The 11,794-nt window shown below is 63.0% G+C and carries 14 protein-coding genes; 2 read left to right on the top strand and 12 right to left on the bottom strand.

Going from position 1 to position 11,794, the window contains the following annotated elements:
• Positions 1 to 22: 22 nt before the first annotated feature.
• Together IEV38_RS05180 and IEV38_RS05185 are read right to left on the bottom strand one after the other, a co-directional pair.
• Complete coding sequence (locus IEV38_RS05180) at positions 23 to 334, bottom strand: RnfH family protein (RefSeq protein ID WP_188395104.1); 312 nt, start codon at positions 332 to 334, stop codon at positions 23 to 25.
• Positions 327 to 758, bottom strand: coding sequence for a type II toxin-antitoxin system RatA family toxin (locus tag IEV38_RS05185; protein WP_188395105.1), 432 nt, complete (start codon positions 756 to 758; stop codon positions 327 to 329). Before IEV38_RS05185 ends, IEV38_RS05180 begins: the two co-directional genes overlap by 8 nt.
• 62 nt (positions 759 to 820) lie before the next feature.
• Here IEV38_RS05185 and smpB point away from each other — a divergent pair, with 62 nt between their 5' ends.
• On the top strand, positions 821 to 1,270 hold the full coding sequence (gene smpB, locus IEV38_RS05190; RefSeq protein WP_188395106.1) for an SsrA-binding protein SmpB: 450 nt from the start codon (positions 821 to 823) through the stop codon (positions 1,268 to 1,270).
• Between the two features lie 63 nt (positions 1,271 to 1,333).
• Here the strand turns inward: smpB and IEV38_RS05195 are convergent, their stop codons facing one another.
• The 3 genes from IEV38_RS05195 to ppsA form a co-directional block, all read right to left on the bottom strand.
• Positions 1,334 to 2,260 carry an SPFH domain-containing protein gene (locus IEV38_RS05195; RefSeq protein ID WP_188395107.1) on the bottom strand — a complete coding sequence of 309 codons (927 nt, stop codon included), beginning with the start codon at positions 2,258 to 2,260 and terminating at the stop codon, positions 1,334 to 1,336.
• A gap of 12 nt (positions 2,261 to 2,272) precedes the next feature.
• Entirely contained in the window at positions 2,273 to 2,725 is a 453-nt protein-coding gene (locus IEV38_RS05200; protein ID WP_188395108.1) for an NfeD family protein, read from the bottom strand.
• A gap of 121 nt (positions 2,726 to 2,846) precedes the next feature.
• Positions 2,847 to 5,279 carry a phosphoenolpyruvate synthase gene (gene ppsA, locus IEV38_RS05205; protein ID WP_188395109.1) on the bottom strand — a complete coding sequence of 811 codons (2,433 nt, stop codon included), beginning with the start codon at positions 5,277 to 5,279 and terminating at the stop codon, positions 2,847 to 2,849.
• 173 nt (positions 5,280 to 5,452) lie between these two features.
• On the opposite strand from ppsA, the gene ppsR reads away from it, so the two are divergent.
• Positions 5,453 to 6,286, top strand: coding sequence for a posphoenolpyruvate synthetase regulatory kinase/phosphorylase PpsR (gene ppsR / locus IEV38_RS05210; RefSeq protein ID WP_188395110.1), 834 nt, complete (start codon positions 5,453 to 5,455; stop codon positions 6,284 to 6,286).
• A 16-nt stretch (positions 6,287 to 6,302) separates the two neighbouring features.
• Here the strand turns inward: ppsR and IEV38_RS05215 are convergent, their stop codons facing one another.
• Genes IEV38_RS05215 through IEV38_RS05245 form a run of 7 tightly spaced genes read right to left on the bottom strand, consistent with a single transcriptional unit; the run spans position 6,303 to position 11,785 of the window.
• Positions 6,303 to 7,097, bottom strand: a complete 795-nt coding sequence (locus IEV38_RS05215; RefSeq protein WP_188395111.1) for a TrmH family RNA methyltransferase — start codon at positions 7,095 to 7,097, stop codon at positions 6,303 to 6,305.
• Positions 7,094 to 7,720, bottom strand: coding sequence for a ribonuclease HII (gene rnhB / locus IEV38_RS05220; RefSeq protein WP_188395112.1), 627 nt, complete (start codon positions 7,718 to 7,720; stop codon positions 7,094 to 7,096). Before rnhB ends, IEV38_RS05215 begins: the two co-directional genes overlap by 4 nt.
• A gap of 10 nt (positions 7,721 to 7,730) precedes the next feature.
• Positions 7,731 to 8,912: a lipid-A-disaccharide synthase gene (lpxB, locus tag IEV38_RS05225; protein ID WP_188395113.1), complete on the bottom strand. Its 1,182-nt coding sequence runs from the start codon at positions 8,910 to 8,912 to the stop codon at positions 7,731 to 7,733.
• Positions 8,896 to 9,681: an acyl-ACP--UDP-N-acetylglucosamine O-acyltransferase gene (gene lpxA, locus IEV38_RS05230; RefSeq protein WP_188395114.1), complete on the bottom strand. Its 786-nt coding sequence runs from the start codon at positions 9,679 to 9,681 to the stop codon at positions 8,896 to 8,898. Before lpxA ends, lpxB begins: the two co-directional genes overlap by 17 nt.
• 2 nt (positions 9,682 to 9,683) lie before the next feature.
• Complete coding sequence (gene fabZ, locus IEV38_RS05235; RefSeq protein ID WP_188395115.1) at positions 9,684 to 10,169, bottom strand: 3-hydroxyacyl-ACP dehydratase FabZ; 486 nt, start codon at positions 10,167 to 10,169, stop codon at positions 9,684 to 9,686.
• A complete protein-coding gene (lpxD, locus tag IEV38_RS05240) occupies positions 10,166 to 11,233 on the bottom strand; it encodes a UDP-3-O-(3-hydroxymyristoyl)glucosamine N-acyltransferase (RefSeq protein ID WP_188395116.1) in 1,068 nt (355 codons plus the stop codon). Before lpxD ends, fabZ begins: the two co-directional genes overlap by 4 nt.
• A gap of 15 nt (positions 11,234 to 11,248) precedes the next feature.
• Positions 11,249 to 11,785 carry an OmpH/Skp family outer membrane protein gene (locus IEV38_RS05245; protein ID WP_188395117.1) on the bottom strand — a complete coding sequence of 179 codons (537 nt, stop codon included), beginning with the start codon at positions 11,783 to 11,785 and terminating at the stop codon, positions 11,249 to 11,251.
• Between the last annotated feature and the right edge of the window lie 9 nt (positions 11,786 to 11,794).

Below are 11,794 nucleotides of genomic sequence, written 5' to 3' on the forward strand. Positions count from 1 at the left end.
GACTTGATCGCAAAAAGCCGGATCACTGATCCGGCTTTTTTTGTTCCGCCTTGTTCGCCCGTCGCCGTCGCGATTCCTTGGGATCGGCTATCAGCGGCCGGTAGATCTCGATGCGGTCATGCTCGCGCACCACGGTGTCGAGCGGCTTGACCTTGCCGTAAATGCCGACGCGCCAGACCGAAATATCGATCTCCGACGCCTGCGCCACGATGCCGCTGCGTTCGATGGCCTGCTGGATGGTGGTGCCTGGCTCGACCGTGCAATCCAGCACAAGCTGGCGCTCCGGGCAGACATAGCAGACCTGGACCGCCACGCCGGCAGGCTGCTCAGCCATAGACCTGATCCGCGCGCTTGCTGAAGGAATCCACGAAACTCGTCGCGATCATGTTGAAGACCGGACCGATGATGGATTCGATGAGGCGATTGGAGAATTCGTACTGCAGGTCGAAATCGATCTTGCAGGCATCCTCGCGCAAGGGCTTGAAGGTCCAGGTACCGTGCAGATGCTTGAACGGTCCCTCGAGCAGCGTCATCGTCATCGAGCGCGGACGGTCGTTGGTGTTCTCGGTCGTGAAGCTCTGCCGCACACCGTGGTAATTGATCATGAGCGTGGCGATCAGATGATTCTCGCCGCGCTCCTTGACTTCCACGCCACCGCACCAGGGAAGAAACTGGGGATAATCCTCGACCCGGTCAACCAGCTCGAACATCTGTTCGGCGCTGTACCCGAGCAAGACTGATTTATGCACTACCGCCATCGAATGGAACCGTTTGATAGAATCGCGAAGTTGCCATTTTACCTGACCCCTCGCAGAAACTCATGAGCATTGTCGATAACAAAAAAGCCTTCCACGATTACTTCATCGAGGAGCGCTTTGAGGCCGGGGTCGTGCTCGAGGGATGGGAAGTCAAGTCGATCCGGGCCGGACGCGTGCAGCTGAAGGAAGCCTACGTGGTCGTGCGCAAGGGCGAAGTATTCCTGTTCGGCTGCCACATCAGCCCGCTGCCGACCGCTTCCACCCACGTCCATCCCGATCCGGTCCGTACCCGCAAGCTGCTGCTCAAGTCGGAAGAAATCAAGAAACTCATTGGCAAGGTTGACCGCGCCGGCTACACCATGGTGCCGCTGAACCTGCACTACCAGCGCGGCCGCATCAAGTGCGAGATCGGGCTCGCCAAGGGCAAGAAGCAGCACGACAAGCGCGACGCCGAGCGCAAGCGCGATACGCAGCGCGAGATTCAGGCGGCGATGAAGCAGAATCGACGCTGATTGCACCCACATAAAAAGAAACGGCGCCTTCCACAGGCGCCGTTGTCCTTTCCGGCGATACGGTCAGGTCTTCTTCTGCGACTTGACCACCTGCATCGCCGTCGCAATCAGCCCGCTCATGTCGCCCAGGTTGGCCGGCACGATGATCGAGTTGTTGGTCCTGGCCAGTTCGGCAAAGGCATCGACGTACTGCTCCGCCACCTTCAGGTTGACCGCATCCTCGCCGCCCGGCTCCTGGATCGCCGCGCCGGTCTTGCGAATGGCTTCCGCGGTCGCCACGGCAATCGAGAGGATGGCCGAGGCTTCGCCCTGGGCACGGTTGATGGCGGCCTGCTTCTCGCCTTCCGAGCGGGCGATGGCGGCTTCGCGTTCGCCGTTGGCAATGTTGATCTGTTCCTGCTTGCGGCCTTCCGACGCGGCGATCAGCGCGCGCTTCTCGCGCTCCGCCGTGATCTGCGACTGCATCGCATGCAGAATTTCACGCGGCGGCGTGAGGTCCTTGATCTCGTAGCGCAGCACCTTGACGCCCCAGTTGGTGGCCGACTCGTCCACCGCGCTGACGACGGCATGGTTGATCAGGTCGCGTTCCTCGAACGTCTTGTCGAGTTCCATGCGGCCGATCACCGAACGCAAGGTGGTCTGCGCCAGTTGCGAGATCGCCGAGATGTAGTTGGACGATCCGTAGGACGCCCGCATCGGATCGGTCACCTGAAAATACAGGATTCCATCGACCTCGAGCTGCGTGTTGTCCTTGGTGATGCAGACCTGCATCGGCACATCGAGCGGGATCTCCTTCAACGAGTGCTTGTAGGCGATGCGGTCGATGAAGGGCAGCACGATCTTGAGCCCCGGCCCCAGCGTCGCATGGTATTTCCCCAGCCGCTCGACCACCCACGCGTGCTGCTGCGGCACGACGTTGACGGTCTTGACGACGAAGACGATGGCGACGATGAGTAGAAAGATGACTGTGGTGGAAGTGGTACCGAACATGAAGGCTCCTGCTCAAGATTGGCTTGTATGGGCGTTGGTGACGATCAGGCGGTTGCCGCGCGCTTCCCGGATCACGAAGGCGCCTTCAACCGGATTGCCGCCCTCCGCCAGCTCCACGTCCCACAGCGCGCCGCGATAACGGGCGCGCGCGGTGGCCGGCGCGCCCGGCACGACGTGCCAGTTGCCGACTTCCAGCGTCTGGCCGACGTCGAGATTCACATTGGGATCGCGGCTGGCGTCCACCGCATTGGGACGCGCAAAGCGGCTGCGCCGCAGGCCGAAGGTGGCGAGCGCGGCGGTAACGGCCGCCAGCACGGTCTGCGTCATCGCATCGAACCCGAGCAGCGCCGCCACGCCGCCGGCGGCCGCGCCGATGGCGATCATCAGCAGGTAGAACGTGCCGGACGCCATTTCCAGGCCAACCAGCACGCATGCCACGATGAACCAGATCATCCAGTCACTCATGCGCGATTTTCTCCCATCATCCTGCTCCGCTCATCCGTTCAAGGATGTTTTCATGCGGACAACACGAGCAGTGTAGGACAAAACGCCAGCCGGCGGCGCACTAGTTTTGCAGGCGCTCGCTTTACAGCCTTGCAGCCAGTGCCTGCCAGGTCTCCACCACGGAATCCGGATTGAGCGACAGCGAACCGATACCCTCCTGCATCAGCCAGGCGGCAAAGTCCGGATGGTCGGACGGCCCCTGCCCGCAGATGCCGACGTACTTGCCGTGCTTGCGGCAGGCCGCGATCGCGCGCGAGAACATCGCCATCACGGCCGGATCGCGCTCGTCGAAATCGGCGGCAAGGATATCCATGCCCGAGTCGCGGTCGAGTCCCAGCGTCAGTTGCGTCAGATCGTTGGAGCCGATCGAGAAGCCGTCGAAGTAGTCGAGAAACTCCTCGGCCAGGATCGCATTGGACGGCACCTCGCACATCATGACGATGCGCAGGCCGTTCTCGCCGCGCTTGAGTCCGTTTTGCGCCAGCAGCGCGATGACCTTCTCCGCCTGCCCCAGCGTGCGCACGAAGGGCACCATGATCTCGACGTTGGTCAGGCCCATGTCCTCGCGCACGCGCTTGAGCGCAATGCATTCCATCTCGAACGCCTGCGCGAAGTCCGGCGCCAGATAGCGCGCCACGCCGCGAAAACCGAGCATGGGATTTTCCTCGTCGGGCTCGTAACGAGTTCCGCCGATCAGCTTCTTGTACTCGTTCGACTTGAAGTCGGACAGGCGCACGATCACCGGCTTGGGCCAGAACGCGCCGCCGATGGTGGCGATGCCTTCGGCCAGCTTGTCGATGTAGAAGTCGCGCGGCGAAGCGTATCCGCGCGAGACCGACTCGACCGCACGCTTCAGATCGGCATCGATCTTCGGATAGTCGAGGATCGCCTTCGGATGCACGCCGATATTGTTGTTGATGATGAATTCCAGCCGCGCCAGGCCGACACCCGCGTTCGGCACCGCCTGGAACTCGAACGCCAGTTGCGGGTTGCCGACATTGAGCGTGATCTTCAGCGGCAACTCGGGCAAGGCACCGCGCGAGAATTCCGTGACCTCGGTTTCCAGCAGCCCGTCATAGACCTTGCCCTCGTCGCCTTCGGCGCAGGAGACGGTCACCAGTGCATTGTCGCGCAACAGTTCGGTCGCATTGCCGCAGCCGACCACGGCCGGCACGCCCAGCTCGCGCGCGATGATCGCCGCGTGGCAGGTCCGCCCACCGCGATTGGTGACGATGGCCGCGGCGCGCTTCATGACCGGCTCCCAGTTCGGATCTGTCATGTCGGCCACCAGCACGTCGCCGGGCTGCACGCGCTCCATGTCGGCCGGATCGAGGATCACGCGCACCGGGCCGGAACCGATCTTCTGGCCGATCGCGCGGCCGGTCGCGAGCACCACGCCGTTACCCTTCATGCGAAAGCGTTGCTGGATATCCGTCGCGCCCTGCTGCGACTTCACGGTCTCCGGACGCGCCTGCAGAATGTAGAGTTTGCCGTCCTGCCCGTCCCTGCCCCATTCGATGTCCATCGGCCGGCCGTAATGCTGCTCGATGATGACCGCATAGCGCGCCAGTTCGACGATCTCGTCATCGGTGAGCGAATAGCGGTCGCGCAGTTCGTCCGGCACGTCAACCGTGCGCACCGATCTGCCGGCACGCGCTTCCTGCGTGAACTCCATCTTGATCAGCTTGGAGCCGAGATTGCGGCGAATGATCGGCGACTTGCCTGCGGCCAGCATCGGCTTGTGCACATAGAACTCGTCGGGGTTGACCGCGCCCTGCACCACCGTCTCGCCGAGACCGTAGCTCGAGGTAATGAAGACCACATCGCTGAAACCGGACTCGGTATCCAGCGTAAACATCACGCCTGCCGCGCCGAGGTCGGAGCGCACCATGCGCTGCACGCCGGCCGACAGTGCCACATCGGCATGCACATACCCCTTGTGGACGCGATATGAAATCGCGCGGTCGTTGTAGAGCGAGGCGAAGACGTGCTTGATCGCTTCCAGCACATTGTCGATGCCAACCACATTGAGAAAGGTTTCCTGCTGCCCGGCAAAGGAGGCATCCGGCAGATCTTCGGCGGTGGCCGACGAACGCACCGCAAACGAGGCATTGCCCGCATCCTGCGTCAGCGCCGCATAACTTTGCGTGATCTCCTGCTGCAGGCGCGGCGGGAATGGCGTGGCGACGATCCAGTCGCGAATCTGCACGCCGGCTTCGGCCAGCGCGCGCACATCATCGACGTCGAGTCCGTCGAGCCGGTCGGCGATGCGTTGCGCCAGACTCGGGCCGCCCTGCGCATGCGAGAGAAAGTCGCGAAACGCCTGCGCCGTCGTCGCAAAGCCGCCGGGCACGCGCACGCCGGCGCCAGCCAACTGGCTGATCATCTCGCCCAGCGACGCATTCTTGCCGCCGACCGACATCACATCGGTCATGCGCAACTGTTCGAAGGGGATAACATAGGTGTCCGGAGAGGATGCGACAGCGCTACTCTCCGGATGTAATGCCTTTGACATACCAAACCTCTTTCAGGGGTGAGAAGAAATTTTCATGCGTGCATTGCAGCCGGCCATTTTGCTATTCTCCTATGGCAAAACGAACGAGCAGTTGAAAAATATTCTACCGAATCCGGGGCGTCGCGGAAGATCGCGAAACGATCAATTTACTTACGTCAGCCTTACATCTCGCCATGTCCGACACCAGCCAGCAAGCCGCTCTGCGCACGGTCTTCTTCGTCTCGGACGGTACCGGTATCACCGCCGAAACCTTCGGCCATTCGGTACTCACGCAGTTCGACGTGCGCGTGCGCCAGATCCGGCTGCCGTTCATCGATTCGATCGAAAAGGCCGAGGAAGCGCTGCGCACCATCAACGCCACCTGCATTGCCGACGGCCAGCGCGCCATCGTCTTTTCCACGCTGGTAAAGGACGAACTCTCCGATATCCTGCGCCGCTCGCAGGGCATGTACATGGACCTGATCCGGACTTTCATTGCTCCACTGGAACAGGAATTCGGCTTGAAGGCGATGCATACCATCGGGCGCAGCCATACCAGCACCGACTCGGCCGAATACAAGAACCGCATCGAAGCGATCAATTTTTCGCTGGCGCACGATGACGGGCAATCGAGCAAGAATCTGGAAGAAGCCGATGTGATCCTGGTCGGCGTGTCGCGCTCGGGCAAGACGCCGACCACGCTGTTCCTGGCGATGCAATACGGCATCAAGGCCGCCAACTATCCGCTGACGCCGGACGATTTCGAACGCGGCAAGCTGCCCTCCAGCCTGCTGCCCTATCGCGACAAGATGTTCGGCCTGTCGATCGCGCCCGAACGCCTGAGCGAAATCCGCAACGAGCGGCTGCCGGGCAGCAAGTATGCGGCGCTTGCGAATTGCCGTTATGAAGTCAACGAAGCGGAAACAATGATGAAGCGCGAGGGGATACGCTGGATGTCCTCGACCACCAAGTCCATCGAGGAAATCGCCGCGACCATCCTGCAGGAAATCCGCAGCAACGGCCGCTGAAGCAATTGCGATATGGTCAGCGTGCGAGCGTCTGCCTGACCTGTTCGAAGAAGCAGACGGCCGCACTGGCCGCGACGTTGAGCGATTCGACCTCGCCCAGATGCGGAATCGCCACACGATGCGTCGCCGCCGCCAGCAGCGCTTCATCGACACCCTGCCCTTCGTGGCCGAAGAGCCAGGCGACCGGCGCCGAAAGATCGAGCTGGTACAGCGACTGCTCGGTATGTGAACTGGTGGCGATGACGGGAATTGCGGCGCTCGCTACCAGCGGCGCCAGTTCGGCATTCTCGAAAATCTCGAGCACGAAGTGCGCGCCCATGCCGGCGCGCAAGACCCTGGGCGACCACGCCTGCACCGTGCCCGCGCTGCAGAACACCTGCTTCACGCCGGCCGCGGCCGCGCTGCGCAGGATGGAACCGAGATTGCCCGGGTCCTGCACGCGATCCAGCAGCACCGACGATTGCGTCAATGCCGACGGCGCAGCAGGCACCGGCGTTTCCACCACGAACAGCAGATCGACGCCATGCTCGACCTGGCTCAGGGGATGAAACAAGGCGTCGGGCAGAGCGACTACCCTGGCGTCGCCCTGTTCGCAACGCTGCACGATTCCAGACACTTCCGGATTCGCCAGCGCACTTTCACCAACCACGCACAGCAAGGGCATGCCGGTCTGACGCAGCCAGGTGTCGCACAGGTGCACGCCGTCGAGCAGCGATTGCCCGGCCTTGCGGCGCGCCTGCGCATTGTCGGCCAGCCGCCGCAGTTCCTTGTATTGCGGATTGTCGCGCGAAGTGATCGAGCGGATCGTCATGATGCCTCTGCCGGCTGCAGCAGCGCACGCACCGGCGCATACGAGGTGCGATGCACGGGCGATACGCCATGCAGGCGCAGGCGTTCGAGATGCAGCTCGGTCGGATAGCCCTTGTGCTGGTCGAAGCCGTAGAGCGGATACTGTTCGTGCAGCAGACGCAGCGCGTGATCGCGTGCGGTCTTGGCGAGGATGGAAGCGGCGGAGATCGCCCTGACCTTGTCGTCGCCCTGGATCACGGCCTCCGTGCGAACGTTCATCACCGGGCAGCGGTTGCCGTCGATCAGCGCCAGCGTCGGCACGATATGCAGGCCTTCGACCGCGCGCCGCATCGCCAGCATGGTCGCCTGCAGGATGTTGTGGGTATCGATTTCCTTCTCGCAGCACTGCGCGATCGACCACGCCAGCGCACGCTCCTTGATCTGCACGGCCAGTTCGTCGCGGCGCGCCTCGGTCAGCTTCTTGGAGTCGCGCAGGCCTCGGATCGGGCGCCTGGGATCGAGGATCACGGCCGCCGCGAACACCGGCCCGGCGAGCGGCCCGCGGCCTGCTTCATCGACGCCGCAGACGATGTCGTCCTCGCAAACCGAGAACAGGGACATGCTGAGCTGGCGCGTTTTCTTCATGGTTGCCATCCTAGTCCAGGCTGCCCGTGCGGTCGATCAGGTTCATGACCGCCTGCGCGCTCTCGCCCGCCGTGTCGCGCAGCAGGCTGAAGTGCATCTCGACGAAGCGCTGCCGCAGACGCTCGCGATGCGCGGCGTCCTCGAGCTGCAGCCACATCGCGTCGGCCAGCGCCTGCGGCGTAGCGGCATCCTGCAGCAATTCCGGCACCAGAAATTCACGCGCGAGGATGTTCGGCAGGCCGATCCACGGCTGGTATCCCATGTGCCGCAGCACGTGCCACGAAGCGCGCATCATCTTGTAGGCGATCACCATCGGCTTCTTGAACAGTGCCACCTCGAGCGAGGCGGTGCCGGAAGCGACCAGCACCGCGTCGGCCGCTGCCAGCGCGGCATGCGACTTGCCGTCGGCGATCAGCAGCGGCACGTCCTGCAGGCCGGCCTGCGCGATCAGTTCCTGGAAGTAGCGATGCCGCGTCTCGCCCGCCATCGGCGCCACGAAGCGCAGCGACGGATCGCGCTGCAACAGCAGCTTGGCGGCACCGACGAAGGCGGCCGCATTGTATTTGAGTTCGGACATGCGGCTACCCGGCAGGATCGCGACCACGCGCCCTTCCTGTGGCAGACCGAGTTCGGCGCGTGCCGCCGCCTGGTCCGGCTCCATCGGGATCACCTGCGCCAGCGGATGGCCGACGTAGGTGGCCGGAATGCCGGCCTTGCGGTAGATCTCTTCCTCGAACGGAAAGATCACCAGCATGTGCGACACCGAGCGCGCGATCTTCTTGATGCGGCCGCCGCGCCAGGCCCAGATCGAGGGGCCGACGAAATGCACGGTCGGGATGCCGGCATCCTTGAGCTGCGCTTCCAGTCCGAGGTTGAAATCCGGCGCATCGACGCCGATGAAGACGGCCGGCCGCTCCGCGAGCAGCTGGTCGCGCAGTGTGTTCTGGATGCCCTTGATCTCGCGGTAATGCGCGAGCACCTCGAACAGCCCGCGTACCGAGAGTTTTTCCATCGGGAAGTCGCTGACGAAGCCGTACTTCGCCATCGCCGGACCGCCGATGCCGTGCATGTGCGCATCGGGCAGGCGCGGCCGCAGGCCGGACAGCAGGCGCCCGGCCAACAGGTCGCCGGAAGTCTCGCCCGCCACCATGGCGACCGAGAGGCCTGCCTGTTTTTCAGCGAATGATGCCACGGGGCGATGCGTCTATGAATTCGCGCAACTGCTTGAGATAGGCGGCGGCGTCCGGCGATTTCTGCTCTTCCTGCTGCAGCGCGGCCTTGGCCTCGTCGAGCGGCAGGCCCGAACGATAGACGATGCGGTAGCCGCGCTTGATCGCCGCGATCTGCTCGCTGCTGAAGCCGCGGCGCTTTAGGCCTTCGCTGTTGATGCCGGCCGGTGCTGCACGATTGCCCGCCGCCGTCACGAACGGTGGCACGTCCTGGCTGACGGCGGCCGTGAAGGCGGTCATCGCATGCGCGCCGATATGACAGAACTGGTGCACCGAGGTGAAGCCGCCGAGGAACACCCAGTCGCCCAGATGCACGTGGCCAGCCAGCGTCGCATTGTTGGCGAGAATGATGTTGTCGCCGAGCTGGCAGTCGTGCGCGATGTGCACGTAGGCCATGATCCAGTTGTTGCTGCCCAGGCGCGTGATGCCTCCGTCCTGCACAGTACCGAGGTTGATGGTGACGAATTCGCGGATGGTGTTGCCGTCGCCGATGATCAGCTGCGTCGGCTCACCCGCGTACTTCTTGTCCTGCGGCGCAGCGCCGATGGAAGCGAACTGGAAGATATGGTTGTCGCGGCCGATCGTGGTGTGGCCTTCGATCACGACGTGCGGGCCGATACGCGTACCGGCGCCGATCTGCACGTGCGGGCCGACGACCGTATAGGCGCCGATCTCTACCGACGCATCGACCTTGGCGGCAGGATCAACCAGCGCGGTCGGATGGATCGCCATGTTTACTGTCCCGCTGCCGGTGCAGCGTCGCTGATGGTGCGCATGGTGCACATGAGTTCGGCTTCCAGCGCGACCTGCCCGTCAACCGAGCCGACCGCCTGGTATTTCCAGATGCCGCGCGCGTTGCGCAGGATCTCGACGTCCATCTTCAATTGATCGCCCGGCTCGACCGGACGCTTGAAGCGCGCGCCGTCGATGCCGACGAAATAGACGACGCTGTTGTCATCCGGCTTCAGGCCCATGGTCAGGAAGGACAGCAAGGCGGCGGTCTGCGCCAGCGCCTCGATCATCAGCACGCCCGGCATGACCGGCTTGTGCGGGAAATGGCCGTTGAAGAATTCCTCGTTGGCGGTGACGTTCTTGATCGCGGTGATCGATTTGCCCGACTCCCACGTCAACACGCGGTCAACCAGCAGCAGCGGATAACGGTGCGGCAGGTACTGTTTGATCTGGTTGATGTCGAGGGTCTTGCTGACTGGAGTGTTCATTCTGCGATTTTCGGTTTCGTTTGATCGCCAGGCGATTTGATGGTTTTTTCGAGTTCCCGGATTTTCTCACGCATCGCGGCCAGATTGCGCACGATGACGGCGGATTTTTCCCATTCGGCATTCTTTGCCAGCGGATAGAAGCCCGTATATTGCCCCGGCTCGTGGATCGAGCGCGACACCAGGCTGCCGGACGAGATGTGCACCTTGTCGGCGATCGTCAGGTGGCCGAGCACCATGGCCGCACCGCCAAAGGTACAGTACTTGCCGATCACGGCGCTGCCGGCCACGCCGACGCAGCCGGCCATCGCCGTGTGCGCGCCGATATGGCAGTTGTGGCCGATCTGGATCTGGTTGTCGAGCTTGACGCCATCCTCGATCACGGTGTCGGCCAGCGCGCCGCGGTCGATCGAGGTATTGGCGCCGATCTCCACGTCGTCGCCGATGCGCACCGCGCCGGTCTGCGGAATCTTGACCCACGCGCCGCCTTCGTTGGCAAAGCCGAAGCCATCGGCGCCGATCACCGCGCCTGACTGGATGATGCCGCGCGCGCCGATGCGGCATCCATCCAGGAAACTCACGCGCGGATGAAAATGCGTGCCCGGACCCACATATGCGTTGCGCCCAATCACGCAACCGGCTTCGATCACGCAATCGTCTTCCACCACCGCGCCGGCACCGATGGCCACATGCGGACCAACGACAGCCGAAGGCGCGACACTGGCAGTCGGATCGACGAAGGCGGAAGGATGAATACCTGCTTCCCTCGCAGGCGCTGCCAGCGCGACGAAATACTGCGCCGCATGCGCAAAGTAGGCGTACGGGTTGGCGGTAACGATGCGCGCGCCGGCGTAATCGGCACCGATCGCCTCGTTGTCCTTGTCGGAAAGGATCAGGCAGGCTGCACGCGTCTGCGCCGCCTGCGTTCTCAGCTTGGGATTGGAGAGGAAAGTGATGTGCGACGCATCGGCGTCGTTCAATGGTGCGATGCCAACCACGGTCAGGTCGGCATCGCCTATCAGTCGGCCACCCAAGCGTTCGACCAAATCACCCAGTCGAGTGCTCATCGTTGCCTTGTCCGTTTACTTGGCGAGTGCCTTGATGACCTTGTCGGTGATATCGATGCGGTTGCTGACATAAGCCGCTTCCTGCAGGACGATGTCGAACTTCTCTGCTTCGGCAATCTGCTTGATGACCTTGTTGGTACGGTCGATGGCGCCGGCGGTCTCTTCATTGCGGCGCTGGCTCAGGTCTTCCTGGAACTCGCGCTGGCGGCGCTGCAGGTCGCGGTCCATGTCGGACAGCTCACGCTGACGGCGCACGCGATCCGATTCGGACAGCACCGGCGCATCCTTGTCGAACTTGTCGGCAGCGCTCTTCAGGCGGGTCGCCATATCCTGCAATTCCTTCTGGCGACGCGAAAATTCCTGCTCGAGTCGTGCCTGCGCGGCCTTGTAAGGCGCGGCTTCGCGGAACACGCGCTCGGTGCTGATGAAGCCGATCTTTGCCGACTCCTGAGCTTGCGCCGGGGAAATCAGGCAGAAAGCCGACAGCATGACCGCCGCGCCCTTGGTGATGACTGATGAGGTAAAAGTTGCCTTCAAGATTGTTCTCCGCATTTCATGTTG

Source organism: Oxalicibacterium flavum (assembly GCF_014635065.1).
GTDB lineage: Bacteria > Pseudomonadota > Gammaproteobacteria > Burkholderiales > Burkholderiaceae_D > Oxalicibacterium > Oxalicibacterium flavum.